This window comes from Rhizobium sp. M1 (assembly GCF_002531805.1).
Taxonomy (GTDB): domain Bacteria; phylum Pseudomonadota; class Alphaproteobacteria; order Rhizobiales; family Rhizobiaceae; genus Rhizobium; species Rhizobium etli_C.
Map to the genome: position 1 here is coordinate 82,536 of NZ_NWSW01000003.1, position 25,820 is coordinate 108,355.

At 62.1% G+C, this 25,820-nt stretch carries 22 protein-coding genes and 1 pseudogene; 8 read left to right on the top strand and 15 right to left on the bottom strand.

Annotation, left to right across the window (positions count from 1 at the left end; translation table 11 throughout):
• Nucleotides 1-7: 7 nt before the first annotated feature.
• Nucleotides 8-1,414: an FAD/NAD(P)-binding protein gene (locus CO655_RS04315; RefSeq protein ID WP_097663921.1), complete on the top strand. Its 1,407-nt coding sequence runs from the start codon at nucleotides 8-10 to the stop codon at nucleotides 1,412-1,414.
• 69 nt (nucleotides 1,415-1,483) lie between these two features.
• Nucleotides 1,484-3,421 carry a PAS domain-containing sensor histidine kinase gene (locus CO655_RS04320; RefSeq protein WP_097663922.1) on the top strand — a complete coding sequence of 646 codons (1,938 nt, stop codon included), beginning with the start codon at nucleotides 1,484-1,486 and terminating at the stop codon, nucleotides 3,419-3,421.
• 53 nt (nucleotides 3,422-3,474) lie between these two features.
• Here the strand turns inward: CO655_RS04320 and CO655_RS04325 are convergent, their stop codons facing one another.
• The 6 genes from CO655_RS04325 to cyoA form a co-directional block, all read right to left on the bottom strand.
• Complete coding sequence (locus tag CO655_RS04325; RefSeq protein WP_097663923.1) at nucleotides 3,475-4,650, bottom strand: acyltransferase; 1,176 nt, start codon at nucleotides 4,648-4,650, stop codon at nucleotides 3,475-3,477.
• A gap of 109 nt (nucleotides 4,651-4,759) precedes the next feature.
• A complete protein-coding gene (locus CO655_RS04330; RefSeq protein WP_097663924.1) occupies nucleotides 4,760-5,518 on the bottom strand; it encodes an SURF1 family protein in 759 nt (252 codons plus the stop codon).
• A gap of 46 nt (nucleotides 5,519-5,564) precedes the next feature.
• A complete protein-coding gene (gene cyoD / locus CO655_RS04335) occupies nucleotides 5,565-5,966 on the bottom strand; it encodes a cytochrome o ubiquinol oxidase subunit IV (RefSeq protein ID WP_097606676.1) in 402 nt (133 codons plus the stop codon).
• Nucleotides 5,963-6,583 carry a cytochrome o ubiquinol oxidase subunit III gene (gene cyoC / locus CO655_RS04340; protein ID WP_097581881.1) on the bottom strand — a complete coding sequence of 207 codons (621 nt, stop codon included), beginning with the start codon at nucleotides 6,581-6,583 and terminating at the stop codon, nucleotides 5,963-5,965. Before cyoC ends, cyoD begins: the two co-directional genes overlap by 4 nt.
• A gap of 5 nt (nucleotides 6,584-6,588) precedes the next feature.
• Nucleotides 6,589-8,592, bottom strand: coding sequence for a cytochrome o ubiquinol oxidase subunit I (gene cyoB / locus CO655_RS04345; protein ID WP_097663925.1), 2,004 nt, complete (start codon nucleotides 8,590-8,592; stop codon nucleotides 6,589-6,591).
• Between the two features lie 42 nt (nucleotides 8,593-8,634).
• Nucleotides 8,635-9,837, bottom strand: a complete 1,203-nt coding sequence (gene cyoA, locus CO655_RS04350; protein ID WP_097663926.1) for a ubiquinol oxidase subunit II — start codon at nucleotides 9,835-9,837, stop codon at nucleotides 8,635-8,637.
• Between the two features lie 377 nt (nucleotides 9,838-10,214).
• Here cyoA and CO655_RS04355 point away from each other — a divergent pair, with 377 nt between their 5' ends.
• The 4 genes from CO655_RS04355 to CO655_RS04370 all read left to right on the top strand — a co-directional run bounded on the left by CO655_RS04355 (nucleotide 10,215) and on the right by CO655_RS04370 (nucleotide 13,439).
• Nucleotides 10,215-11,546 carry an MFS transporter gene (locus CO655_RS04355; RefSeq protein ID WP_097606673.1) on the top strand — a complete coding sequence of 444 codons (1,332 nt, stop codon included), beginning with the start codon at nucleotides 10,215-10,217 and terminating at the stop codon, nucleotides 11,544-11,546.
• A gap of 299 nt (nucleotides 11,547-11,845) precedes the next feature.
• Nucleotides 11,846-12,304: a hypothetical protein gene (locus CO655_RS04360; protein ID WP_097663927.1), complete on the top strand. Its 459-nt coding sequence runs from the start codon at nucleotides 11,846-11,848 to the stop codon at nucleotides 12,302-12,304.
• Nucleotides 12,301-12,591: a type II toxin-antitoxin system RelE/ParE family toxin gene (locus tag CO655_RS04365; RefSeq protein WP_097606671.1), complete on the top strand. Its 291-nt coding sequence runs from the start codon at nucleotides 12,301-12,303 to the stop codon at nucleotides 12,589-12,591. The genes CO655_RS04360 and CO655_RS04365 overlap by 4 nt, the downstream gene beginning before the upstream one ends.
• Complete coding sequence (locus CO655_RS04370; RefSeq protein ID WP_245423756.1) at nucleotides 12,573-13,439, top strand: metallophosphoesterase; 867 nt, start codon at nucleotides 12,573-12,575, stop codon at nucleotides 13,437-13,439. The genes CO655_RS04365 and CO655_RS04370 overlap by 19 nt, the downstream gene beginning before the upstream one ends.
• An 86-nt stretch (nucleotides 13,440-13,525) precedes the next feature.
• On the opposite strand, the gene CO655_RS04375 is transcribed toward CO655_RS04370, so the two are convergent.
• The 4 genes from CO655_RS04375 to CO655_RS04390 form a co-directional block, all read right to left on the bottom strand.
• Complete coding sequence (locus CO655_RS04375) at nucleotides 13,526-13,993, bottom strand: cyclic nucleotide-binding domain-containing protein (RefSeq protein ID WP_004679746.1); 468 nt, start codon at nucleotides 13,991-13,993, stop codon at nucleotides 13,526-13,528.
• Nucleotides 13,994-14,093: 100 nt separating this feature from the next.
• Nucleotides 14,094-16,808, bottom strand: coding sequence for an ABC transporter ATP-binding protein (locus CO655_RS04380; RefSeq protein WP_097606670.1), 2,715 nt, complete (start codon nucleotides 16,806-16,808; stop codon nucleotides 14,094-14,096).
• 270 nt (nucleotides 16,809-17,078) lie between these two features.
• Nucleotides 17,079-17,516 (bottom strand): EVE domain-containing protein, encoded by a 438-nt coding sequence (locus CO655_RS04385; RefSeq protein WP_097606669.1) that lies wholly within the window; start codon nucleotides 17,514-17,516, stop codon nucleotides 17,079-17,081.
• 227 nt (nucleotides 17,517-17,743) lie between these two features.
• A complete protein-coding gene (locus CO655_RS04390; protein ID WP_097663929.1) occupies nucleotides 17,744-18,577 on the bottom strand; it encodes an SDR family oxidoreductase in 834 nt (277 codons plus the stop codon).
• 377 nt (nucleotides 18,578-18,954) lie between these two features.
• Here CO655_RS04390 and CO655_RS04395 point away from each other — a divergent pair, with 377 nt between their 5' ends.
• The gene (locus tag CO655_RS04395) at nucleotides 18,955-19,572 is read left to right on the top strand and encodes a TetR/AcrR family transcriptional regulator (protein WP_097606667.1); all 618 of its coding nucleotides are present in this window, start codon (nucleotides 18,955-18,957) and stop codon (nucleotides 19,570-19,572) included.
• A 9-nt stretch (nucleotides 19,573-19,581) separates the two neighbouring features.
• A pseudogene (locus tag CO655_RS04400) lies at nucleotides 19,582-19,799 on the top strand (Tn3 family transposase); the annotation flags it as partial.
• Between the two features lie 139 nt (nucleotides 19,800-19,938).
• On the opposite strand, the gene CO655_RS04405 reads toward CO655_RS04400, so the two are convergent.
• The 5 genes from CO655_RS04405 to CO655_RS04425 all read right to left on the bottom strand — a co-directional run bounded on the left by CO655_RS04405 (nucleotide 19,939) and on the right by CO655_RS04425 (nucleotide 25,817).
• Nucleotides 19,939-21,087: a glycosyltransferase gene (locus tag CO655_RS04405; protein WP_097664073.1), complete on the bottom strand. Its 1,149-nt coding sequence runs from the start codon at nucleotides 21,085-21,087 to the stop codon at nucleotides 19,939-19,941.
• Complete coding sequence (locus CO655_RS04410) at nucleotides 21,084-22,331, bottom strand: glycosyltransferase (RefSeq protein ID WP_097606666.1); 1,248 nt, start codon at nucleotides 22,329-22,331, stop codon at nucleotides 21,084-21,086. The genes CO655_RS04405 and CO655_RS04410 overlap by 4 nt, the downstream gene beginning before the upstream one ends.
• Nucleotides 22,332-22,340: 9 nt before the next feature.
• Nucleotides 22,341-23,549 carry a glycosyltransferase family protein gene (locus CO655_RS04415; protein WP_097606665.1) on the bottom strand — a complete coding sequence of 403 codons (1,209 nt, stop codon included), beginning with the start codon at nucleotides 23,547-23,549 and terminating at the stop codon, nucleotides 22,341-22,343.
• A 97-nt stretch (nucleotides 23,550-23,646) separates the two neighbouring features.
• Nucleotides 23,647-24,819 (bottom strand): ABC transporter permease, encoded by a 1,173-nt coding sequence (locus tag CO655_RS04420; RefSeq protein WP_176539218.1) that lies wholly within the window; start codon nucleotides 24,817-24,819, stop codon nucleotides 23,647-23,649.
• Nucleotides 24,819-25,817 (bottom strand): ABC transporter permease, encoded by a 999-nt coding sequence (locus CO655_RS04425; protein WP_040111305.1) that lies wholly within the window; start codon nucleotides 25,815-25,817, stop codon nucleotides 24,819-24,821. Before CO655_RS04425 ends, CO655_RS04420 begins: the two co-directional genes overlap by 1 nt.
• Between the last annotated feature and the right edge of the window lie 3 nt (nucleotides 25,818-25,820).

Below are 25,820 nucleotides of genomic sequence, written 5' to 3' on the forward strand. Positions count from 1 at the left end.
AGTTGCGATGACGGTTCAGGGACTTTTCTCCGGAAGGGCCAATGCGGCGGCGAAGATATCAGCCGTTGCGCGCATTGCGATCGTCGGGCGCGGCTTCTCCGGCATGATGACGGCCATTGCGCTGATGAGGACGGTGCGCGCACCCTTCCACCTGCAGCTGTTCGATCCGAATTCCTCGGTCAGCGGCGGCCAGGCGCTCGCCTCTGCCCGTGCCTCGACGATCCTTAATACCCGCGTTCGCGATCTCTCGGTCTCGGTCGGCGACAGCGACGATTTCAACGACTGGCTCTGTAGCAACGCCGCCTTCCGCGCCGCCGTGCCGGCCGCCATTCCGGGTTTCCGGCAGATCTTCGTGCCGAAGGAAATCTTCAGCGATTACGTCTACCAGCGCTTTTCCGAAGCGCTGGCGGCGCGCCGGGACATCACCGTTCAGGTCTGCAACGATCCTGTGGTGGCCATCCGCCGCAGCCACGGCAATCGCTTCCTGCTCGAAAGCACCAATCCGGCCAATCCGCTGTTCGATACGGTGATCCTCGCCACCGGCTATGGCCTCAGCGATCCGCATGCAGAGGAGCCGGATGCTTCGCCGGTCCGCGCCCAGCGCCTCGTCGCGCGGCCGCATGCCGTGCTGCTCGGCAGCGGCATCCGCGTCGTCGATCAGCTGCTGCAGCTTCGCGATTCCGGCTATGCCGGTCAGGTGACGATCCTTTCGCGACACGGTTTTCTGCCGCAGAGCCACACGCCGAACGCCGCTGATCCGGTCTTTCCGGCCGAAGCGCTGCCCGAGAGCCTGCCCGAGATCGTGCGCTTCATCCGCCAGGCCTGTCGCGAGGCGGAGGAAGAGGGCCGAAGCTGGCAATCGGTGATGAACGGCCTGCGCAAACACGCCCGCTCGCTCTGGCGCGCGCTGCCGGCCCGCGACAAGCACCAGTTCAACCGGCATTTGAGAGCGATCTACGACAGCCATCGCAACCGCCTGCCGGAGGCCATGCACCTGCGCCTGCAGCGCGAGCTTGCCGAAGGCCGTACGGTGCTGCGCCGCGGCCGGGTCGGTCGCCGGGGCCTGAGCGGCCTGTTTTTCACACCGGCGGGCTCCTCTGCCGAGGAGGTGATCCATGCCGAGCGCATCATCGATTGCCGCTGCCAGGCGCCGGATCTCTCGGCGCCGCTGATGCAAAGCCTGTTTTCCACCGGCCTTGCCATGCCGGACGAACTCTCGCTCGGACTGGCTGTCACCGCGCGGGGCGAACCCTTCCTGGAGGACGGTTCGACGGTTGCCGGGCTCTTTGCCGTCGGTCCGCTCGGCCTCGGCAGCCTGCCCGATATCGATCTCGTGCCCGAGATCGTCTCGCAGGCCTATGCGGCGGCCGAACGGATCGGCGAGCTGTTCTATCCGCAGGTCAAGGCGGTCTGAAAAAGTGTGATCTTTTCGGAACCATCTGCGCCCCGCCGCGTTAAAAACGCTGGTGACCGAGAGGGGCAGATGGAAGTGCTGGATCGACATGATACGTCTCTTCACGAAGAGGGGCGCTTTCGTCTTCTGGTCGATGCCATCACCGACTACGCCATCTACATGCTGAGCCCCGAAGGCATCGTCACCAGCTGGAATACCGGCGCTCAGCGCTTCAAAGGCTACAAGCCGTCGGAAATTCTTGGCGAGCATTTTTCCCGTTTTTATGTCGAAGAGGATCGCGCGGCCGGAATTCCCGAGCGCGCGCTTGCCACGGCGCTCGAGCAGGGACGGTTCGAGGGGGAGGGCTGGCGCCAGCGCAAGGACGGCAGCCGCTTCTGGGCGCATGTCGTCATCGATCCTATCCGCCGCCCCTCCGGCGAGCTCATCGGCTTTGCCAAGATCACCCGCGATCTGACCGAACGCAGGGCAGCCGAAAACGCGATCCGTCAGAGTGAGGAACAGTTCCGCCGGCTTGTCCAGGGCGTCTCCGACTACGCGATCTACATGCTCGATCCCAATGGCAATGTCAGCAGCTGGAATTCCGGCGCCGAGCGGATCAAGGGCTATCGGCCGGATGAAATCATCGGCCGGCACTTCTCGACCTTCTATACGCCGGAGGACCGCGCCGCCGGCCTGCCGGAGACGGCGCTCCGCGTCGCCCGCGCCGAAGGCCGGTTCGAGCGGGAAGGCTGGCGTGTCCGCAAGGATGGCACCCGCTTCTGGGCCAGCATCGTCGTCGACGTCATCCGCGGCGATGACGGCGAGGTGCTCGGTTTTGCCAAGATTACCCGCGATATCACCGAGAAGATGGAGACGCAGCGGGCGCTGGAGCAGGCGCGCGAAGAGCTTTTCCAATCGCAGAAGATGGAGGCGATCGGTCAGCTGACCGGCGGCATCGCTCATGATTTCAACAATCTGCTGATGGCCGTGCTCGGCAGCCTGGAGATCCTGAAGAAACGCATGCCGCAGGATCTGTCGCTGACATCGCTGGTCGACAATGCCATGCAGGGCGCCCAGCGCGGTGCTGCCTTGACCCAGCGCATGCTGGCCTTCTCCCGCCGGCAGGAATTGCATATGGAGCCGATCGACGTCTCCGGCCTGGTGCGTGGCATGATGGATATTCTGAGCCGGTCGCTCGGCCCCCTGACCACGATCGAGACTTCCTATCCCGTCCGGCTGCCGACCATCCTCACCGACCCGAACCAGCTGGAGATGGCGATACTCAACCTCGTCGTCAACGCCCGTGACGCCATGCCGGCCGGCGGCCGCATCACGCTACGCGCCTCCGAAGAATCGATCGCCGCCGGCAAGGGGCCGCTTTCGGCCGGCCGCTATATCAGGATCGCGGTGATCGATGAAGGCGAGGGCATGGATGCGAAGACGCTGGAGCAGGCGGTCACGCCGTTCTTCACCACCAAGGGTGTCGGCAAGGGCACCGGTCTCGGCCTTTCCATGGTGCAGGGTCTTGCCACCCAGTCCGGCGGCCGGCTGATGCTGCAGAGCAGCCCGGGCCAAGGGACGACGGCGGAATTGTGGTTCCCGGTCGCGACCGTCGAACAGAGGGCTGCGGCCGCGATCGACGTGCCGCAGCCGGACGATGATGCACAGCGGCGGCTGCGCATCGTCGCCGTCGATGACGACGGCCTGGTGCTGATGAATACGACGCTGATGCTGGAGGATCTCGGCCACACCGTTTTTGAGGCGATGGCCGGTCCCGAGGCGCTCGACATCCTGCGCAAGGAGCCGGTCGATCTGGTCATCTGCGATCACGCCATGCCGCGGATGACCGGGGCGCAGCTCGCCGAGGCGATCCGCAGCGAGTGGCCCGGGATGCCGATCATCCTCGCCACCGGTTACGCCGATCTGCCCGACGGCGCCGGCGCCGCCAATCTGCCCCGGCTCGGCAAACCCTTCTCGCAGGCACAGCTCGCCGATGCGATCAGCCGGGTCGCTGCTCAAGGCGCGTGACGGGCGGGCTGGATTCTGACGTGCGTTACTTCGCCACGTTCCGAATGTTTGCGCTATGCGCGGAGCTTCTCGTTGCCATCATCCTGGATGACCGCGCTGTCGGCTGCTTCCCGAAGGTCACCCGTCGTGGCTGAAGGTGTGCCGCCGAGAAGACGCTTTTCGGTCTCTTGCAGATCAAGGATCGCCTGTTCGATCCCCTCGGCCGGGATCTGGCGCGAGACCAGGCGCGAGCGATGATGCTGCCACAAGGTGACGAGCAGGCGCCGGCTCGGGACTTCTATCGTTTCATGCAGGAACCATGCTCCGCCGACCGCAACGAAAAGCGCTGCCGCAATCAGCGCCGGTTCAGGCAGCAGAGTTTCAAAAGCCCGGTGGACAAGGAACATGATCGGGACGTGGAAAAGATAGAGCGAGAAGCTGATCGTGCCCAAAAACCTGACGGGGGCAGCTGCCAGGATGCGTGCTGCGATGGGCGGTTGTCGCGCGACGAGCGCTACGATGACGGCTGCGGCGGCCGCGCTTTGCAAGCCCCAAAATTCAGGGGAGAAATTCGGCAAGACATGCCTGTAGGTGAAGAATACGGCCAGAAGGACGAGCGTGAAAATCCCCGTGAGCGCGGATGGCGTCCATCGTTCCAAATGAGAATGCAGCGCACCGGCAAGTGCGCCGAAAAGAAAGTAGGGGAGCTTGGACAGGAGTAGGATTCCAGGCCCCGGCAATTCGAGCAGGCCATCCACGACGACGACAATGGCGAAGCCTGCGATCACGGCGCTATGGCGATGCGGGCGGGCGAGGCAAAGCCATAGAACCGGGAAGAGCAGATAGAATTGAATTTCGGGCGGAATTGACCAGAAAACGCCGCTCGATCCGAGAAGAAAGACATGGCGCACAAAGTCCGTGCCGCCGTTGATCGGCTGAACGAAGTTTAGATCCTGCATGCCCGACAGCATCGCCACGAGCAGGACGGCAGCCAGATAGACCGGATAAATGCGGGCAAAGCGGCTCACCAGGAAATCCAGGACGTTTTCCCTGGTCACCGGCCGCGAACCGTAGAGATGGGCCATGAGAAAGCCGCTGAGGGCAAAGAACAAGCCGACGGCTTCACTGCCCATCGTCATCAGATGCTGGGCGGTACTTGGAAAGATGAGGCCGATATGCGCCTGAACGACCAGCAGCGCGGCGAGGCCGCGCAGGCCATCGAGACTGGGGATGTAATCCGGCCGGCTCATCTGCAGCTTTTATCTATTCTGGTCAGGCAAGCAGTAGCCGACATGACTTTATAAGATATTAATCCGCTGCGCTTGAGCTGCGCGGCGCAACTGCATGCCGGAACTCGTATTATTCGCGGCGGCCTGTTCCCCTCTCGCCGCGCAGGATGAACACCAGCAATGCCAGCACCATTGCCGCCAGCCCGTACCAGGTGATTGCATAGACGAGATGGTTGTTGGGAAAATGGATGACCGTCAGGCCGCCGCCGGGCAGGCCGCCGGGATTGGCGGTAGCATCGGCATCGATGAAATAGGGCGCGACCGCATCAAGGCCGCGCTTCTGCGCGATCGCTGCGACATCGCGCGAATACCAGCGGTCGGCGGCGACGTCGTTGGATTGCAGCAATGATCCTTTCGGCTCCGTCATCCGCACCAGCCCTGTGATTTCGACAGAGCCTGCCGGCTGACCCTCGCGGCGCGTGGCCGGATCGCGCCGTTCGATCGGCACGAAGCCGCGATTGATGAGGATATCGGTGCCGTCGGCAAGCGTCAGTGGCGTCATCACCCAATAACCCGGACCGAGCGCCGTCGAGGCATAGACCAGCGTCTCCTTGTCGTTCGCAAGCGTTCCGGCCACGGTCACCCGGCGATATTCGTCGTCGGCGGCATTGACCTTGTCCCAGTCGGCACGCGCCGGGGCCGGCACGGGTGCGGCATGCACACGCTGGTCGATGCGGGCGATGAGATCGCGCTTCCAGCCGAGGCGCTGCACCTGCCAGGTGCCGAGGGCAAAGAGCGCGGCGGCGAGCAGCGCCAGGCAGACACAGAAGAAAGCGCGCTTTGCACGCGAATGCCGTCTTTCCGCCTGTTCCGAGGGAGCCTCACTCATGGCTAGAATCGCTTCGGGCGGCGGTGCCGCCGCCCTTTCGATACCGTCACGGCATGTTCTTCATCATCTCGGGGCTCATCGGCATCATGTTGGTATTGAGATGATGCATGACCCAGAGCGAACCGGAGAGCGCGATGGCGACGATGATGAGGGTGAAGATCAGCGCCATCATCGTCCAGCCGCCTTCGCTCCGGGGGTTCATGTGCAGGAAGAAGACCATATGGACGACGATCTGGATCGCCCCGATGACCATCACCAGCACCGCCGTCACCGCCGGGCTGTCGAAGACGCCGGCCATGACCAGCCAGAAGGGAATGGCGGTCAGGATGACGGAGAGCGCGAAGCCCGTCATATAGCTGCGGAAGGTGCCGTGGCCGGCCTGATGGCCGTGGCTGTGGCCGTGATGGGCCTCGTGGGCATCCTCATGGGCAGGTGCTTGCGAACTCATCCGAGAACTCCCAAGAGATAGACGAAGGAAAAGACGCCGATCCAGACGACGTCGAGGAAGTGCCAGAACATCGACAGGCACATCAGCCGGCGGCGGTTGGCCTCGACCAGCCCGTGCATCGACACCTGGACCATCAGCGTGATCAGCCAGACGATGCCGAAGGTGACGTGCAGACCGTGCGTGCCGACCAGCGTGAAGAAGGAGGAGAGGAAGGCGCTGCGCGTCGGCCCGGCGCCTTCGTGGATCAGGTGGACGAACTCGTAGAGTTCGAGCCCGATGAAGGCCGCGCCGAACAGGCCGGTGACGGCGAGCCAGAACAGCGTCTCCGCCTTGGCGTTGCGTTCCATCTGCAGCATGGCGAAGCCATAGGTGATCGAGGAGAAGAGCAGCATCGAGGTGTTGAGGGCGACGATCGGCAGATCGAAGAGATCGGCCGGCGACGGACCGGCGGCATAATTGCGGCCGAGCACGCCGTGCGTCGCAAACAGCACCGCGAAAATCAGGCAGTCGCTCATCAGGTAGAGCCAGAAGCCGAGATTGGTGCTGTTCTCCGGATGATGGTCTTCCGTCAGGTAGAATTCAGGCTTTTCGGCCGTGTCGATGGTCTGATCGCTCATGGTTATTACACCTGCTCGGCAAGCAGCGCGGTGCGCTTGCCTTCGGTTTCGGTCACCGCGTCAGCGGGGATGTAGAAATCGCGTCTGTAGTTGAACGTATGGCCGATCGCCACGACCAGCAGGGCGACGAAGGAGACGACGACCAGCCACCACATATACCAGATCAGGCCGAAGGCGAGGGCGACGCTGATGGCCGAGAGGATCGCGCCGGTGCCGGTATTCTTCGGCATATGGATCGGCTTGAAGCCGCCGAGCGGGCGCTCGTAGCCGCGGTTCTTCATGTCGTACCAGCTGTCATGGTCGTGCACGACTGGCGTGAAGGCGAAGTTGTAGTCCGGCGGCGGCGAGGCGGTCGACCATTCGAGCGTCCGGCCGTCCCAGGGATCGCCGCTGTCGTCGCGCAGTTCCTCGCGCTTCATGAAGCTGACGACGATCTGGATCAGGAAGGCGGCGATGCCGAGCGCGATCAGGCCGACGCCGAAGGCGGCGATGATGAACCAGATCTGCAGCGACGGATCCTCGAACTGGCTCATGCGGCGGGTGACGCCCATCAGGCCGAGCACATAGAGCGGCATGAAGGCGAACCAGAAGCCGATCTGCCAGAACCAGAAGCTCAGCTTGCCCCAGAAGGGATCGAGCTTGAAGCCGAAGGCCTTCGGGAACCAGTAGTTCACGCCGGCGAACATGCCGAACAGAACGCCGCCGATGATGACGTTGTGGAAGTGGGCGATGAGGAACAGCGAATTGTGCAGCACGAAGTCGGCCGGCGGCACGGCGAGCATGACGCCGGTCATGCCGCCGATGACGAAGGTCACCATGAAGCCGACCGTCCACAGCATCGGCACCTCGTAGCGGATACGGCCGCGATACATGGTGAAGAGCCAGTTGAAGATCTTCGCTCCTGTCGGGATCGAGATGATCATCGTCGTGATGCCGAAGAAGGAGTTGACGGACGCCCCCGAGCCCATGGTGAAGAAGTGGTGCAGCCAGACGATGTAGGACAGGATCATGATCACGCAGGTGGCGTAGACCATGGAGGCGTAACCGAAGAGACGTTTTCCCGAGAAGGTGGCGACGACTTCGGAGAAGATGCCGAAGGCCGGCAGCACGAGGATGTAGACCTCCGGATGGCCCCAGATCCAGATGAGGTTGATGTACATCATCGGATTGCCGCCGAGGTCGTTGGTGAAGAAGTTCGTCCCGGCATAACGGTCGAGCGACAACAGGGCGAGCGTTGCCGTCAGGATCGGGAAGGAGGCGACGATCAGCACGTTGGTGCAGAGCGCCGTCCAGGTGAAAACCGGCATCTTCATGAAGGTCATGCCCGGCGCGCGCATCTTGACGATGGTGGCGATCAGGTTGATGCCCGACAGCGTCGTTCCGACACCGGCCACCTGCAGGCCCCAGATGTAATAGTCGACGCCGACGCCCGGACTATAGGCGGCGCCCGACAGCGGCGGGTAGGCGAGCCAGCCGGTCTGGGCGAATTCGCCGATGAACAGCGACAGCATGATGACGATCGCGCCGGCGGTCGTCATCCAGAAGGAGAAATTGTTGAGGAAGGGGAACGACACGTCGCGCGCGCCGATCTGCAGCGGCACCACGAAGTTCATCAGGCCGGTGACGAAGGGCATCGCCACGAAGAAGATCATGATGACGCCGTGGGCAGTGAAGATCTGATCGTAATGGTGCGGCGGCAGGTAGCCTTCCGACCCGTTGAAGGCGATCGCCTGTTGGATGCGCATCAGGATCGCATCGGAGAAGCCGCGCAACAGCATGATGACGGCCAGGATCACATACATGATGCCGATCTTCTTGTGATCGACGCTGCAGATCCAGTCGTGCCAGAGCGGGCCCCAGAATTTGAAATAGGTGATGGCGGCGAGGACGGCGAGACCGCCGATGACGACGCCGATGAAGGTCACGACCAGGATCGGCTCGTGATAGGGGATGGCGTCGAGGGTCAACCGGCCGAAGATGAACTTCAGGAGGTCAGGATTGGAAAACATGGAGCAACCCGTTCATTATGTCTTGCGACGCAAAGCGCCAGGTTAATTGTTGTTGTTGAGTTGCGCAGGCGCCGGATCGGCGCCGTTGCTCATGCCGGGCATGGAATGGCCGTCATGCTGCATGCCCGTACCGGGCGTGCTGTCCGTACCGGGCGTGCCCTGCATGCCGGGCATGTCGTGCTGCATGCTGTTGCCATCGGTGCTTCTGTCTGGCTCGCTGCGTGCCGGAGCCCCCGTTGCCGGCACGGTGGCGGCCGGCGCCACGACGCCTTCGCCGGCATGGCGGTTGTCATATTGCAGTTTCTCGCGATTCTCGGCGCTTTCCTTCCCGCCGCCGCCCATCATGTCGATGTGCATCATCTCGTTCATGCACATCTTGCCCGGCGTGGCGCACATGTTGAGGATGGCGGTGTAGAGATCGGCGTCGGCGCCGGCATAATAACGCACCGGGTCCTTCTCGCTCGGCTTCTCGAGCTTCAGATAGGCGTCGCGGTTGAGCATCGTGCCCTGCTGCTTGACCTTCGCCACCCAGGCGTCGAAGCCTTCGCGATTGAGCCCATGGAACTTGAAGCGCATGTGCGAGAAGCCGGCGCCGCTGTAATTGGCCGAGAAGCCCTCATACTCGCCTTCCTTGTTGATGACGGCGTGCAGCTTCGTCTCCATGCCGGGCATGGCATAGATCTGGCCGGCAAGGGCAGGGATGTAGAAGGAGTTCATCACCGAGGAAGCGGTGATCTTGAAATTGATCGGTTGATCCACCGGCGCTGCCATCTCGTTGACGGTGGCGATGCCGAGTTCGGGATAGAAGAACAGCCACTTCCAGTCGAGCGCCACGACTTCGACGGTCAGCGGCTTGGTATCGGCCGGAATGGCGCGCTCGGCATCGAGGCGGTCGAGCGGGCGGTAGGGATCGAGCTTATGCGTGGAAATCCAGGTGACGGCGCCGAGCGCAATGATGATCGCCAGGGGTGCAGCCCAGATGACGATTTCGAGGCGGGTCGAATGATGCCATTCCGGCGCGTAGGTCGCGGCCGTGTTGGAGCGGCGGTAGCGCCAGGCGAAGAGCAGCGTCAGGAAGATCACCGGAACGATGATCAGAAGCATCAGCACCGTCGAGACGACGATCAGATCGCGCTGTTGCGCGGCGATGTCGCCGGAGGGCGCCATGACCACCATGTTGCATCCTGCCAGGAAAAGCAGCGGCAAGACGGATAGAAGGCGGGAAAACTTCATGAGTTTTGGCACGTCTCTAAGCTCTTGTTGTTTCGTTTGGTTCGCGACTAAAGCACTGAACCGGATCGCGACATGAGGCGGAAGGTCGCAGTGCAGCAAACATGCCGCACTGCGGCAAAAATCATCGGGCGCTAGTGCTCTGAAATCCTGATGAAATATAGAAGGATTTTAGGCCTGCGCATGTCTCAGGCCAATATATCCGCAACAGCCGGTCAGGCCAGCATTTGCAGGGGAAAATCACCGTCCGGATCACGCAAATTTTTCGGTCCGCGCTTCATTTGAGCCGTGATGATGAACTATTTCCGTCTTACGGACTTGATAAGCCTGCAGGTTTGATCAAGATCACGCTTGGGGCGCCGTGCCGGAAGCGCCTTAACGAGGAGGCGTCTATGGCAACAACATCGCATTACGGACCGTCGTCGTCGTCGCTGGAACGCGACGCGCGGCGCATTCACGACGACAAGCCGGTGTCACCGGGCAGCATCGCCATCGGCGTGGTGATCGGCCGCATGTCGGAATTCTTCGATTTCTTCGTCTACGGTCTCGCCTCGGTCCTGGTCTTTCCGCAGCTCGTCTTTCCCTTCGCCCCCGACAGGCTGACCGGCACGCTCTATTCCTTCGCCATCTTCTCGCTCGCTTTCCTCGCCCGTCCCGTCGGCTCCGTCGTCTTCATGGCCATCGACCGGATGTATGGGCGCGGCACCAAGCTGACGATCGCACTCTTTCTGCTCGGCGGCTCGACCGCCTCGATCGCCTTCCTGCCGGGTTACGAGCAGATCGGCGTTTGGTCGATCGCGCTTCTGGCGCTCTTCCGTCTCGGCCAGGGTTTTGCGCTCGGCGGCGCCTGGGACGGTCTGGCATCGCTGCTCGCACTCAACGCGCCGCCCAATCACCGTGGCTGGTACGCGATGATCCCGCAGCTCGGCGCGCCGATCGGTTTTGCGCTGGCAAGCACGCTCTTCGGTTATTTCGTCGCCAACCTTTCCAGCGAGGATTTCCTCTCCTGGGGCTGGCGTTATCCCTTCTTCGTCGCCTTCGCGATCAACGTCGTGGCGCTGTTTGCGCGTCTGCGCCTGGTCATGACCAAGGAATTCGGCACGCTGCTCGAGCAACATGAGCTGGAGGCCGCACCGATCCTCGAAGTGCTGCGCGTTCACGGCCGCGACATTCTGATCGGCGCCTTCGTACCGCTCGCCAGTTTCGCCATGTTCCACCTGGTGACCATCTTCCCGCTCGGCTGGATGAGCCTGTACGGCAACCAGCCGATCGGCACCTTCATGGTGGTGCAGGTGGTCGGCGCCATGGTCGGCATCGTCGCCATCATCGCCTCGGGCCTGATTGCCGACCGCATCGGGCGGCGCGCCCAGCTCGCCATCTGCGCCGTCATCATCGCCGTCTTCAGCTTTATCGGGCCGATCCTGATCGCATCCGGCAATAACGGCCACGATGCCTTCGTCATCATCGGCTTCGGCGTGCTCGGCCTGTCCTTCGGCCAGGCGACCGGTTCGATCTCGTCGCGCTTCGGCCGCGGCTATCGCTATACCGGTGCTGCCTTCACCTCGGACCTCGCCTGGCTGGTCGGCGCCGGCTTCGCACCGCTGGTGGCGCTCAGCCTCTCCAGCCGCTTCGGCCTGACCTTCGTCGGCTACTACCTGCTCTCCGGCGCCATCTGCACGCTGGCCGCACTGGCCTTCAGCAGGGCGCTGGAACAGCGCGAATAGATGGGCTTGAGGACACGGCCTGCATGGGAAACCGTGCAGGCTCAGTTTGCTGACAAACCTCGCTCTTGATGCCGCGTCATCCTCGGCTTGTGCCGAGGATCTGCTACATATCAACCGACGCAGATGCTCGGGACAAGCCCGAGCATGACGAACGAGGGGGGCTCGACTTTTGTCCGTAACCCTAGTCTACGTGCGGAACTATGCAGGCTTTCGTTCTCCGCCTACGAAATTTCAATTATTGAATGCATTGCAATCTATAATTAAATGCATATCCTTGTCGGCCTGAACGAGGATATGCCATGACCGCGGAAACCATCGATCATTCGACCCTTTCCCGCCTTGTCGAAGCAGGCGCGGTCGACGCCGCGCACGTCGTCGGCAAGACCGGCGGCTGGTCCGTCGTCATCCGCTACGGCAAATCAGAGCACGCGCTTGCTGCCCAACGCAGTCGGCAGGTGCGCCTGTTCAAGCGCATGGATACTTTGGTTTCCTATCTCAAGGATGTCGGCATCTCGCAGTTCGATGTCGATGCGGCCGATTACGCTCCGGAGACGGCATCGCGACCGGACCGGGCCGCCGCGCTGCGTCGGACCCATGAGGCGGCGGAATACGACAAGTGGTTCCGCGAACAGGTCGAGGAAGCGATCCGGGAGGCCGATGATCCGAATACGGTCTGGATCCCGCACGAAGTCGTCGAGGAAGAGATGGCGCGCGAACGGGCAGAGCTGCTGGCGCGGCTTAAGAGCGAGACCAAGTGAAGCTCGTCTGGCATGCGAAAGCTGCATCCGATCGTAAGAAAGCAATTCAGTTTATTGCCGACCAGAATGTCGCCGCTGCGATAAACCAGCTCGATGAGATCGAGCGTCAGACCGATTTGCTCATCGATCAGCCGGAGATCGGCCGGCGCGGACGAATTGATGGAACGCGTGAACTGGTCATTTCACGCACACCATTTATCGTCATCTATCGTGTTCGCCATAAAATCAAACAGGTGGAAATTCTGCGCCTCGTCCACGGCGCGCAGAAATGGCCGCCAAAATCCTGAACCTTGTTGCAGGCGGCAGTCTTCTCGCCTCCGGGATGGCCTGCTCATCTTGCTTTGGGGATGAACTTCGATATCCCTCTTCAAGGATCTGTAATCGTTGCGAGGGTCGAAAGGTGCTGGCTTGTTCAGAGTGGATGCCCGCAGTCCGCGAAATCGACGGACAGACGGCCATTTGCGCAATAGGCGACGTTCATGGATGCGCCGATCTTCTCCAAGAGATGCATGCCGGTATCGCCCATGAATTTGACCTCATCTCTCCACGCGCTGCTTACTGTATCCATCTCGGCGATCTGATCGACCGGGGCCCGGAAAGCTTGCGGGCGCTCAGCTTGGCCATGCAGGGCATTCCCGGTGCGACCAACTGCACCCTGATCGGAAATCATGAAGATCGATTGCTTCAATTGCTTCGCGCACCTGACGCCAAGATGATGGATCGTTGGCTGGCGAATGGCGGTGCCGAATTCTTCGAGGAGCTCAGCGTTGACCCCCGCGACGGATGGGAAGGCCGAGTGTCGGAGCTTCTAGGCGGCCATACAATTGAATGGCTGCATTCGCTGCCTCTAAAGCTGCAGCTCGGAGACCTGCTTTTCGTCCATGCGGGCATCGATGTAGAGGTTCCGATCGATCGTCAGACAGCAGAAACTCTTGCGTGGATTCGCGAGCCTTGGCTTTCTTCGAACGGGCCATATGAAAATAACCTGGCTGTCATACATGGTCACACGCCCATCGCTGATGTCGTTCTCGGCAACCAACACAGGATCAACCTGGACACCGGGGCCTGCGAAACAGGCGTCCTAAGCGCGCTTCTCATCCATGGCAGCCGGATGAAGCTCCTGCAGACCCGTTGAAACGCTGCAAAATCCTCCGGACTGCATGATGTTTACAGCCCGTTCGGTCTTTGTATTTGCTGTGGAGCAATTCTGGTTCGGCGGCTTTACTGCGCCATCTGCGGCTGCTTCGCCGCCCGCGCCGCGGTCAGTTCCGCGGTGGTGTGGTTCAGGCGGTCGGCGAGCACGCGCATGATTTCGACGGCCATTTCCGGGAAGTCGCTGAGCAGCTTCAGGAAGTGCTCCTTGCTGATGCGCAGCACTTCCAGCGGCGAGGTGGCGCGCACCGTTGCCGTGCGCGAGACGTCGCAGAGGATGGCGATTTCGCCGACGATGGAATTGAGCTCGACGTCGGCGACCTTGATCTCGCCGGCCGGCGAGGAGACGATGATGTCGGCGCTGCCGGAGAGAATGACATAGGCGGCGTCGCCGACATCACCCTGATGGAAGAGATCCTGACCGGCCTTGTAGGTCATGCGGTCGGAGGTGAAGGCCAAAAGCTTGAGCTTTGCTGGCGCAATCCTTGAAAAGATCGGCACCCGGCGCAGCATTTCGACTTCGTCTCTCAACAGCATTAGCGTTTCAATCCCCTGGGCGCAGGGTTCTTCGAACCAGACGCCTTCAATTCCCGGGCATTCCCTAGGGAACGCCTACCATCGCCGCTCCCATAGAATATTACGATAACAGTTCCTTGAACATACCGTTTTTCTCGGAAAGTTCCGGATAGTTCCCGGCCTCGGCCAGGCCGCCGCGGTCGAAGAGCAGGATCCGGTCGAACATCTCGGCAAGCCGCGCATTGGAAAGCACCCAGATGATCGCCGGCCGCTCGCCTTCCTTATGCAGGTCTTCGATGATGTTGCGGGTGATCTGGTCCTGGACGCGCTGATCGAGCGCCGACAGCGGCCGGTTGAAGATGAAATAGTCCGAACGCTTCAGAAGCGCGCGGGCAAGGTTCAGCTTCTGCCGTTGCACCATGGTCAACCGCTTGCCGCCCGAGCCGACGTCGAATTCCAGCCCGATCGACAGCACGTCGTCATAAAGGTCGAGCGCGTCGAAGAGTTCGCCCATGACGGCGCGGATACGGTCGGAGGCGTCGGCCTGCTGGTAGGCGATGCGGCCGAACAGCACATTGTCCATCAGGCTGGCCGACGGGGTGAAGCGTTCGGCATCATAGCGCTCGATCAGCTCGGCGAGGTCGGCCGGAATATGCGCGTGGAACTGTTTGCGGGCGCTGACGATCTTGTCCATCAGCTCGGTCGTCAACAGGCCGAAGCGGTGGCGCGGCTCGATATAGGCGAAGCTCAGCCGGATGATCGCCGAGCGCTCCTCCGGCGTGGCGTCCTCGAAGCGCCGGCTTTGCAGCTTCTGCAGCAGCGCCTGATAGGTCGGAATGTCGTCCGCCGTCATGAAGGTCAGCTGCTGGAAGAAAGGATGGTCCGGCGGCAGGTCATGGAAGAGCTCGACGGCGTTTTCGGCGATCTCGAGACCCATGGCGTAGAGATCGGTGCTGAGGCCCGTCTCGCGGAAGAGCTGCTGGAAATAGGGGTGCGCAGCCAGCCTGCGGTTGGTCATCAGCGGCCGCTTCATCGTGCCGAAGAGCAGGTTTTCGCCGACCGTCGCCTGGGCGTTGTAGGCGTCGAAATCGAAAGGTACGACGATGCCGTCGAGCCCCTCGTCACGCAGCCGGTCCCGCAGCGAAGCGCGCAACGCGACGACATGGTCGCTGACGGCCACATGCACGTCGGTGTTGACGGTCGAGCGCAGCGCCAGATCGAGAATGTCCTGCGAGATCAGCACGGCGTCGAGCACCGGCCGGATCGCTTTCAGAAGGTCTTCCGGCCCGCTGGCGCCGGCGGCCTGGTAATCCACCCAGTCGCTGTTGAGGTCGAGGGTCGGATTGCCGGCCTTCACGGCCTCGGCCGAATGCCATTTATATTCGAGCGCTTCCTTCTCGTCGTAGACGGGATCGGTCATCGGCGCATGCTTGAGGCCGTAGAGCAGATTGCTGGCGAGCGAGCCATGGAAGAAGAAGGTGTCGGCCGAGGCATAGGAGATGCGCCGGCCGGTGATCGATTCCGGCAGGTCCAGCAGGTCGCGCCCATCGATGGTGATGCGGCCGGAATCCGGCCAGATCATGCGGCCGAGCGCTTCGGCGAAGGCTTCCGCGCCGCTGCCGTTCGGGCCGACGATCGCCACCGTCTCATTCGGCTTGATTTCGACCGAGACGTGGTCGACGAGGCGGGCGCCGCTATCGTCGGAAAGGGTCAGGTTGGTGACGACGAGGGCGCTCGTCAGCGCCCCGACCGGGGTGGTGGCGAGTTCCTGGATCTGGCTGTCGATCAGCGGTTCGACGTTGAACTGTTCGTAGACCTGCTGGTATTTCACCTGCACGTCCTGGCGCATCTGGTCCCAGTCGATCAGTTCCTTCAGCGGACCGGGCAGATCCTTGTAGGCCGATATGACGGCGACGAGCTGGCCGATATCGAGCCTGCCCTGCAGCGCCAAATAACCGCCGATCGCGTAGAACAGGAAAGGCGTGACCTGGGCAAGGAAGTTGTTGATGAACTTCACCAGGAATTTCCACTGGTAAAGGTCGTAACGGATCGAGAAGATGCGGCCGAGCCGCCAGGCGATGTCGGCACGTTCGAGGTTGGATGTGTCGTTGCCGTGGATCGTGCCGATGCCCTCGACGATTTCGCCGACGCGGCCCGATAGTTCACGCGCCGTCAGCTGCCGCTGGCGGCCGAGATCCAAGAGGCGTTTCCTCATGCGGGGGATGACGACCGCCTGCACGCCGACGATGCCGGCGGCGATCATGCCGAGCCAGAAATTCTGCACGATGATGAAGGCAAGCGCGGTGATCGCCTGGCCGCCGAGAAGGGCGGGCGAAACGAAGGCATCGCCGGTGAAGCCGCCCATCGGCTCGACCTCGTCCTTGATCATAGTGGCGATCTCGGCCGATTTCACCCGCTTGAAGTGGATCGGCGGAAACCGCAGCACTCGGTCGATCAGCTCGAAGCGGATACGGCGCAGCATGCGCTCGCCGAGCCGGCCCTTATAGGTGTTGATGTAGAATTTGAAGAGGCCGTTCAGCACCACCAGCGCCAGGAACACCAGGCTGAGGGCCATCAGCATCTGGAAACGGTTGAGCTCTACGCCTTGAAAGAATTCGACATGGCCGATCAGCGGAATGTCGTAGGCGATATGCATGAATCGCTGCGTTGCCCCAGGCCCTTCGAAGCCGTCGCCCTGGATCGGTCCGTTGACGATCTGCTTCGGCAGGTCGAAGGACAGGAAGTAGGGGATCATCGAGGCCGCGACGACGGCCAGGATCCACAGCTGCTGCAGCCGCGTGTTCTTCCAGATGTAGCGGGCGAGGCTTTTTTCCATGGCTAACCGTCAGCTTGCAGGGAAAGTCCGGAGGCGCGATCCGGGCGCCGGAACGGGGAGAATTTTGAGAACAGGATCATGCAGCCGGACCGCCGATATCGCAATGAAAACAAGGCGGAGCGACCGGCCGCAACAATGCCGATTCTCGCCGGAACATTGCTTATATCACAGGAATTTTGGATTACAGCATGCCGATATCGGTGCTGCGAGCAAAAGAAACCCCCGGAAAATCCGGGGGCTCGTCATTCCAGATCGCAAGACCGGTCGCGTTCAGGCGCTCGGATCGGCATGGCTCATCGCCTCCGCGATCATATCGGCATCCTCATCGCCGATGCCGAACAAACCGAAGCGGAGCTGATAGCCCCAATTGGGGCCGACCCTGGTGAAGGCGAGCCGGCCGAGCAGTGACCGGATCGGGGTTTCTTCCGCAGGCTGCCAATCGACATCCCGCCGCCAGGGCCTGAACCCGCTTTCCATCTCCACCTGGTAAGGCGCGCCGTCGCGGGCCATGCCGATCGCAGTGAAAGCCTGAAGGCGGTCCTTGCCGCCAAAGACCACGGTGGGCGAATAATAGATCACGCGATCCCCGAGCGTGATCCGCCTGAGGGGTGATGCCTTGCCGTGACAGACCTGCATGAAGCCGGCTTGACGGCCGATGCGGACATGCTCTGCTGAGGCGACGGCGATCCAGGCTTTTCTGGCCGTCATAAGGGTCTCCTGCTGTTCGTTGGACAGCAGAACCTTATGACCCGACACTGCCAAATTCTGGCAGTATCATACGTCTCGATGCGAGCCGCCGAGCATCAGATGGACACAGATAGTGATACGGGCGGGATTCGCCGTTGTCATCTGGATGCCGATCTTCCCGAACGCAGACCGGCCGCCGAGATCAACAGGCCGGCAACGGACGCGTCGGTCGCCGGCCGACTGCAGTTCTATCCTCCCGTAACGCTTTTCATGACGGCTCGCTGCATCGAACGCGGTGTCAGCCGATTTGAAAATATAACGATCTTGTTCATGAACCCGGCAACTACGGAGGCCTTGCCTTGTGACAGCGCGCGAAGACCGCTTTGGGCGACAGGACGGGGCTTCATCGTCAGAATACGCAGCATGCGCGAGACAGGGGCGCTAGCGGCCGAATCGAATCCGGTTTCGGTGTGTCCTGGGCAAAGGCAGGTGACAGTCACGCCTCGAGGGCTGAGTTCGTCGTGCAAAGCTTCTCCAAACGACAGCACGTAAGACTTCGTTGCTGCATAGGCAGAAAACCCAGGGACGGGTTGGAATGCCAGAATGCTCCCTATGAGAAGTATTTGTCCCGACCCGCGGGTTGCCATATCCTGTCCGAAGATAAAGCTCAGTTCCGTTACCGCCGTGATGTTGAGCTGTATCATATCGGTCGTGCGCTCCAGCGGGGTGTCCAGAAAATCCCCGTGCAACCCATACCCGGCATTGTTCACCAGAATATCGATCTGCAGCGACTTGTCGTCCAGACTGCTTTTCAAGCGAGCGGCAGCGCCAGGGGCTGCAAGATCGATCGGTTCAACAACGATCTCGACACCATATTTCTGGCGAAGCTCTATGGCGAGCTTCTCCATCGGTTCCCTGCGCCGGGCGGCGAGCACGAGATTTACTTTCTGCGCTGCCAAGAGTTCGGCATATTCGAGACCCATGCCACTGGAGGCACCGGTGATCAGAGCCCGCTTCGTTGCGGCACCATTCAGCTTTCCTACGAGGGACGTTTGCGTTTCCGCGTTAGCAACGTGTTGCATCTGTTTTCCTTTTAACTACGTGGATCTCTGGCGGAGCTGGCACAATGTTGGCCTTTACCCGCCCGTATAGAATTCGAACGTCTACCGGAGCAGGAAGCTCAAGATGCGTTCGGTGAGTGTTCCGAATGGGGGCTGGAGCAGTTTCACGATGTTCCACCGTCCCTGCTCATAGATGCCTTTGGCAAGGCTCAGTCGCCTGAAGCCCTCGACGCCGTGATAGGTTCTGCTGGCAGGCCTGCATCCCTTTGATCCGCGTCGGTGACTTTTGCTATGGCGTTCATGGTGAATTCCGATGTAGACAGAAGAAACTTATGCCTCTACATAGGCGATGAAGTTATCAGTGTCAGCAATGTTTCTACGAGAAACTTCGAGGTACCATGCAGGCCGCACCGCACCGCCCCTATCATCACGGTGATCTCCGCCGTGCGATTATCGAAACTGCTCTGGACATGCTTCGTACAGAGAAGGACTGGCAGTTCACGCTGCGGGAAGTCGCCCGTCGGGCAGGCGTCAGCCACGCGGCGCCCTACAAGCACTTTCCGGATCGGACTGCCCTTCTTGTAGAACTCGCCATGATTGGGTTCGATCGACTACGCGAGGCGCTAGTGGATGCGAAACCCGAAGCCCCCCGATCTCTGCTCGAGGAGATCACTCCGATATCTCTGGCATATGTCGCGTTCGGAACCGAAAACCCGGCCTTATATCGCCTGATGTTCAGCCCGGAGGAGGGGCGGGCTGTAGGAATGCATCTCGATCATAGGGCGCTCGCCGTATTCGACGTGGTGCTGGACATGCTCGGACGCGGCCAGGCTGCCGGGACCATTCGCAAGCGGCCAGTCAGGGGACAGGCGACCGCCGCATGGGCGCTCATTCACGGCATCACCCTGCTCGCGATCGATGGACTTCTGGTGCCAGAAAAAGTCGGATCGGCGCCGCTGGACGCAGCCATTGCCACTCTGGTGGACGGGCTGGCAATCCCGCAACCGAACACTTAGCTGAAGAGCGGTCTTGCCCAGGCGCTCCGGCAGATGGGCCGGATCGCGAGCGGACACTGTTCATCCTCGACTGGATCGACGACGAGGACTTGCGCAAGACAACAACCGCGGAGCTAAACAAGGGCGAAAGTCGCGAAAGCCTTCTACGCGTCGTGAATCTTCATCGTGTCGGCCGCTTCCGCGACCGCAGCCAGGAAAATCTGTCGATCAGGGCATCGACACTCACCTGGTCGTCACCGCCCATCATACTGACATGAGGCAAGCTTATACAGGCTTGCTGCTGCCAGATAGTGGCAGGATAAGATTTGCCGGGCTTTGCCGAAGCCGTGCGCCCGCGTCTTTAACCGCGGGCGCTCATCGAAATCCTCAAACCTTCGAATTGCCGGCCAGCATGGAGCGGATGATGCCGGCGGTTTTCTCCGCCCCGTCGAGATCGAGCAGGACCCTCCCGCGACGCGGTGCGGCGAGCGCCTTTTCGACGGCTTCCTTCACATGGCCCGGCGTCAGTCCCTCTTCCGGCAGGATGTCGGCGAGGTCAAGCGCCTGCAGCCGTTCGGCGCGCACCGTCTGCTCGGTCTCGCCGCCGGCGACGAAGGGGACCAGGATTGCCCGGCATTGGCTGCGCAGGAGATCGCCGACCGTGTTGTAGCCGGCCTGCGAAATCGACACCTTGGCGCCGCGCAGCAGCGAGGGAAAATCCTTGCGGAAGCGCACCAGCGTCACATTCTCGGGCGCATCCTGCGACAGCGCGGCGAAATCGGCCTCCGGCAGGTTCGGCCCTGCGACCAGCAGCCAGCGTAGATCGGCCGGCAATAACGCCGCCGCCTCTTTCGCCGCGCCGATCAGCGCCGCGCCGACCGCACCGCCGCCCGCCGACGCGATGATGTCGAAGGTCTCAGCCGGTTCCGGCGCCGGCGGTGCGGCGACGAGGCCGGTATAACGTACCCTGTCGGCAATCTCTGCCGTCAGCGGAAAGGTGTCCTCGAGCCTGACGAAGCCGGGGTCGCCGTGGACGAGCACGGCATCGAAATGCGCCTTGACCAGGGCTGCGGTCTCCGCGTCGCGGCCGGCCTTGCGGTTCTCCTGCAGGATGTCGCGCACCGAGCTCAGCAGCTTCGGCCGCGGTTCGGCTTTCTCGATCGCCGCGAGCAAAGGCAGCAGTTCGAAGCGCATCTGCCGCCGGCCGAAGGGGAAGGCTTCGATGATGACGACATCGGGCCTTGCGGCATGAAAGGCCTCGAGCAGCAGGTCGCGGCGGGCATGGAGGAAGTCCTCGCCCACCGGCCGGCCATCGGCATCGGCAAGGCCGGAGAAGCCGGCATTGCTGGCGACGACCGCCGGCAGCGCCACGGTCTTGACGCCCTCGCCGGGAAAACCCGGCACCGGCAGGCCGCCGGTCACGACAGTGACGTCGAAACCGTCCTTGACGAGCGCATTGGCGATGCGGCTGGCGCGGGCGATATGGCCGATGCCGAGCAGGTGCTGGACGTAGAAGAAGATCCGCGGTGCCGTCATGACGCCTTCTGCCATTCGGCCTCGAACAGGCCGCTGAGCTGTCTGATGCTGGAGTGATAGTCGAAATCGTCGCGCACCCGCCTTTCGGCGGCGTCGCCGAGGCGCTTGCGCAGCGCCGGGTCGCGGATCGCCGCCTCCAGGGCTCTGGCCAGCAGCGCCGGATCTTCCGGCGGCACGACGAGGCCGTTTTCGCCGTCCCTCAGAAGTTCCGGCACGCCGGAGACTTCGGTCGAAATGCAAACCAGCCGCTGGCTCGAGGCTTCCACAAGCACGTTCGGCAGGCCGTCGCGGTCGCCATTGGCGGCGATCCGGCAGGCGAGCGCGAAGAGGTCGGCGCGGCGATAGTGATCGAGCACGTCTTCCTGCGCCAGGGCGCCCTTCCAGACGATGCGGTCGGAAAGGCCGAGTTCGCTGGCCAGCGCCTTCAGCTTCGCCAGCGCCTCGCCGCCGCCGATATGCTCCATGCGCCACTGCAGATCGGCGGGCAGCAAGGCGAGGGCGCGCAGCAGCACGTCGTAGCCCTTCTTCTCGACGGCGCGGCCGACGCTCAAGATGAAGGCGGGATCGTTCGGATCATCGCCGGTCCGCCGCGAACGCTCGCCGGCAAAATGACCGAAACGCGCGAGGTCGAGACCGTGGTAACTCAAGTGCACCGCATCCTTGCGCGATGTCAGGGTGCGCATGTGCTCGTAGCCCGCCCGGGTGCAGGTGACGGTCCAGCGGGCGCGGTTCAGTTTTTCGGTGAGCTCCCAGTCGGGCGACGTCCATATGTCCTTGGCATGCGCCGAACAGCTCCAGGGCGTGCCCGTCAGGATGCTTGCATATTCCGTCACCGAGGCCGGCGTGTGGATGAAATGCGCATGCAGCCACTCGCCTCCATCAGGCCATTCGCGCCCCAGCACCAGCGCCTGGCCGAGACGGCGGAAGCGGTTGCGCGAGAGGTCGCGTGGCAGATCGGCCAGAAAACGTTTGATCAGCGCCTTGAAGCCGGGTTTGGAGAAACCGGCGATAAAGCCTTTGAGCACGCGGATCGGCTCCTCGTGCAGATATTCCGGCAGGTAGACCACGCGCGCCTTGATTTCGTCATGCACGGGATGGCGCTTTTTGTCGGTCGGCCGGCGCATCGAAATCAGCGTCAGGTCGAAGCCGGCCTTTTCGAGGCCGAGCAGCTCCTGGGCGATGAAGGTTTCCGAAAGGCGGGGATAGCCTTTCAGCACGACGAGAATCTTGCGGCGTGGCGGCAAGGCTTGGTCCTATTCCGCGCCGACGAGGGCGAGGTGGCTGGCGCGGCCGTCGATCCATCGGCCGACGGTCTGCGAGATGTGGTCGAGCCCTTCGAGATGCATATTGCTGCCGCTCTTCGACGGCGGCAGGCGGGAGGGCAGGCGCTTCAGCGCCTCAGCCATGATGGTGGGATCGACCGATTGTTCCGGCAGCAGCATGTCGACGAGGCCGAGCTCGCTGGCGCGCTTGGCGCGCAGCAGCTGTTCCTCGCGCGGCTTGACGCGCGGCACGATGAGGGCCGGCTTGTCGAAGGAGAGGATCTCGCAATAGGTGTTGTAGCCGCCCATGGCGACAACGCCGGTGGCGCCGTCGATCAGTTCTTCCATGTGGTTGTCGAACTCGATCACCTCGATATAGGGGATGGCTTCGCCCTTCTGCACCAGCTTGGCGCGCTCGGCAGCCGGCATATAGGGCCCGAGCACGACGAGCGCCTTCTGCGTCAGCGTCGGATCGGCCTCATAGGCATTCATCACGTCGTGGACGAGATCGGAACCATCGCCGCCGCCGCCAGTCGTGACCAGCAGGTAATTATCCTTGCGGGCGTGGATCGAGGTTTTGCCCTTGGAAACGCTGCGCTGCAGGAAGCCGACGAAATCCATCTTCCGGCGCAGGCTGGCCGGCACGTCGAGACCGATCAGCGGGTCGTAGAAATCAGGCGGGCCGTAGACCCAGACGCTGTCGTAATATTGGTCGATCTTCTGCATGATGCCGTTTCTCTTCCACTCGGCATCGAGCAGAGGCGGCGCGTCCATGATCTCGCGCAGCCCAAGCACCAGCACGGTGCCGCGGGCCTTGAGATAGGCGAGCGTATCCTCGACCTCACCCTTCAGCCCCATCGGCTCCTTGTCGACGATGAAAATATCGGGCTGGAAGGTCTCGGCGGTGTGGCGAATGCTCGATTCGCGCATCTTCAGCGTCTCGTGCAGGTCGATATGGCTGGCGAGCGACGTATATTCGCCGTTGCGCAGCTTGATGACGCTCGGGATTTTCACGAAGTCGACGCGGGCGCGGTAGTCGAAGGCGCCGGCGATCGTCGCGCCCGAAATGATCAGGATGTTGAGGCCGCGATAATCCTCGACCAGCGCATGGGCGATGGCGCGACAGCGGCGCAGGTGGCCGAGGCCGAAGGTGTCGTGGCTGTACATGAGGATGCGTGCATCTTCGAGACGTCTGGCCATGGGTGTCCCCTCCGGGGTGAACAACATGCGTTAGTACCCCCACCGTCCGGAGGCCACGAGGCGGGGGCGGTGCCGTGCGGCGCCGCCGGGTTTCCTGCTATTTGTAGGGATCTGCCGCATCGCGCAAGCCGTCTCCCAGAAAGTTGAACGCCAAAATGACAAGAACAACAGGAATGATCGGAAAGAGCAGCCAAGGATAGAAGGCGATGACGCTGACGCTTTTTGCCTCGGTCAGCAGAATGCCCCAGCTGGTGATCGGCGGGCGAAGGCCGAGGCCGAGGAAGGAGAGCGCGGTCTCGCCGAGGATCATGCCGGGGATCGAAATCGTCGCCGAGGCGATGAGATGCGACATGAAGCCCGGTACCAGATGGCGGCCGATGATGCGCGGCGTGCTGGCGCCCATCAGCTGGGCGGCCTGCACGTAATCCTCCTCGCGCAGCGCCAGAAGTTTCGAGCGCACGGCACGCGCGAGCCCGGTCCAGTCGATGATGCCGAGGATGACGGTGATGCCGAAATAGATGACGATCGGGCTCCAGGTCACCGGCATGATGGCGGCGAGCGCCATCCACAGCGGCAGGCTCGGCAGCGATTGCAATATCTCGATCAGGCGCTGGACGATGAGATCGAAAATGCCGCCCCAGTAGCCGGCGAGGCCGCCGATGACGATGCCGAGCACGAAGCTGATGGCGATGCCGATGAGACCGATCGTCAGCGATATCCGCGCGCCGTAGAGGATGCGCGAGAGGACGTCGCGGCCGAGCCGGTCGGTGCCGAGCAGGAACATCTGGCCGCCGATCGACGGGCAGACCAGATGATAGTTCGAGGCGACGACACCCCAGAACTTGTAGGAATCGCCACGGCAGAAGAACCGGATCGGCTGCACGTCGTTCGGCCTGTCGGTATAGACGCGGTGCAGCGTATCGAGGTCGAGCGTCATGGTGCGCCCGTAGACGAAGGGACCGACGAACTCACCCTTGTCGAAGAAGTGGACGCGCTGCGGCGGCGCATGAATGAAATCGACGTTGCGCGTGTGCAGGCCGTAGGGTGCCAGGAACTCGACGATCAGGATCATCAGGTAGATTGCGGCGAGAAAGATGCCGGAGACCAAGGCCAGCCGGTGCTGCTTGAACTTCCACCACATCAGCTTCTTCTGCGAGGCGAGATGGATGCGCGATTGCGCCGCCGTCATGGTTTCGGTCGCATGCGGATCGAAAGGTGCGGTCGAGACGTAATGCGGCAGCGGCGCGCCGGGTGCGGGAAGGGGCGACATTATTTGGTGCTCCTGCCTTGCAGACGGATGCGGGGATCGAGGAAGCCGAGGGCGATATCGGAAATCAGCACGCCGATGACGTTGAGGAAGGCGAGGAACATCAGGAACGAGCCGGCGAGATACATGTCCTGGCTCTGCAGCGCCTTGATCAGCATCGGCCCGGTCGTTTCCAGCGACAGCACGATGGCGACGATCTCCGCACCCGAGATGATCGACGGCAGGATCGAGCCGATATCGGCGACGAAGAAGTTGAGCGCCATGCGCAGCGGATATTTGACCAGCGCCCGCATCGGATGCAGGCCCTTGGCGCGCGCCGTCGTCACATATTGCTTCTGCATCTCGTCGAGCAGGTTGGCGCGTAAGCGACGAATCATGCCGGCCGTGCCCGCCGTGCCGACGATGATGACGGGGATCCACAGGTGGGAGAGGATCGAGCGCGCCTTCTCCCAGCTCATCGGCGCCGAGATGTATTGCTGGTCCATCAGATGGCCGATCGAGATGCCGAACCAGATATTGGCGAAATACATCAGGATCAGCGCCAGCATGAAGTTCGGAATGGCAATGCCGAGCAGGCCGAGGAAGGTCAGGCCGTAATCACCCCAGCTGTACTGATGCGTGGCCGAATAGATGCCGATCGGAAAGGCGATCAGCCAGGTGAGCAGGATCGTCGTGAAGGAGACGAGGATGGTGAGCCACAGCCGGTCGCCGACGACGTCGGACACCGGCAGCTGGTATTCGAAGGAGTAGCCGAAATCGCCGTGCAGCATGCCGCCGACCCAGTAGAAATAGCGCACGATCTCCGGCTTGTCGAAGCCGTATTGCTGGCGCATCTCCTCGATTTCCTGGAGATTGGCGGTCTCGCCGGAGGCGCGCAGCTCGGCGATCTGGCTCTCGAAGAAGTCGCCGGGCGGCAGTTCGATGATGGTGAAAACCAGCGCTGAAATGACGAAGAGCGTCGGTACCATGGCGGCGATGCGCCAGAGAATGTATCTGAGCACGCC

What these genes read in the sequence shown, in the direction of transcription:
- CO655_RS04315 (WP_097663921.1), top strand. Translation starts at nt 8, where the DNA reads ATGACGGTTCAGGGACTTTTCTCCGGAAGGGCCAATGCGGCGGCGAAG.
- CO655_RS04320 (WP_097663922.1), top strand. Translation starts at nt 1,484, where the DNA reads ATGGAAGTGCTGGATCGACATGATACGTCTCTTCACGAAGAGGGGCGC.
- CO655_RS04325 (WP_097663923.1), bottom strand. Translation starts at nt 4,650, where the DNA reads ATGAGCCGGCCGGATTACATCCCCAGTCTCGATGGCCTGCGCGGCCTC.
- CO655_RS04330 (WP_097663924.1), bottom strand. Translation starts at nt 5,518, where the DNA reads ATGAGTGAGGCTCCCTCGGAACAGGCGGAAAGACGGCATTCGCGTGCA.
- cyoD (WP_097606676.1), bottom strand. Translation starts at nt 5,966, where the DNA reads ATGAGTTCGCAAGCACCTGCCCATGAGGATGCCCACGAGGCCCATCAC.
- cyoC (WP_097581881.1), bottom strand. Translation starts at nt 6,583, where the DNA reads ATGAGCGATCAGACCATCGACACGGCCGAAAAGCCTGAATTCTACCTG.
- cyoB (WP_097663925.1), bottom strand. Translation starts at nt 8,592, where the DNA reads ATGTTTTCCAATCCTGACCTCCTGAAGTTCATCTTCGGCCGGTTGACC.
- CO655_RS04355 (WP_097606673.1), top strand. Translation starts at nt 10,215, where the DNA reads ATGGCAACAACATCGCATTACGGACCGTCGTCGTCGTCGCTGGAACGC.
- CO655_RS04360 (WP_097663927.1), top strand. Translation starts at nt 11,846, where the DNA reads ATGACCGCGGAAACCATCGATCATTCGACCCTTTCCCGCCTTGTCGAA.
- CO655_RS04370 (WP_245423756.1), top strand. Translation starts at nt 12,573, where the DNA reads ATGGCCGCCAAAATCCTGAACCTTGTTGCAGGCGGCAGTCTTCTCGCC.
- CO655_RS04375 (WP_004679746.1), bottom strand. Translation starts at nt 13,993, where the DNA reads ATGCTGTTGAGAGACGAAGTCGAAATGCTGCGCCGGGTGCCGATCTTT.
- CO655_RS04380 (WP_097606670.1), bottom strand. Translation starts at nt 16,808, where the DNA reads ATGGAAAAAAGCCTCGCCCGCTACATCTGGAAGAACACGCGGCTGCAG.
- CO655_RS04385 (WP_097606669.1), bottom strand. Translation starts at nt 17,516, where the DNA reads ATGACGGCCAGAAAAGCCTGGATCGCCGTCGCCTCAGCAGAGCATGTC.
- CO655_RS04390 (WP_097663929.1), bottom strand. Translation starts at nt 18,577, where the DNA reads ATGCAACACGTTGCTAACGCGGAAACGCAAACGTCCCTCGTAGGAAAG.
- CO655_RS04395 (WP_097606667.1), top strand. Translation starts at nt 18,955, where the DNA reads ATGCAGGCCGCACCGCACCGCCCCTATCATCACGGTGATCTCCGCCGT.
- CO655_RS04405 (WP_097664073.1), bottom strand. Translation starts at nt 21,087, where the DNA reads ATGACGGCACCGCGGATCTTCTTCTACGTCCAGCACCTGCTCGGCATC.
- CO655_RS04415 (WP_097606665.1), bottom strand. Translation starts at nt 23,549, where the DNA reads ATGGCCAGACGTCTCGAAGATGCACGCATCCTCATGTACAGCCACGAC.
- CO655_RS04420 (WP_176539218.1), bottom strand. Translation starts at nt 24,819, where the DNA reads ATGTCGCCCCTTCCCGCACCCGGCGCGCCGCTGCCGCATTACGTCTCG.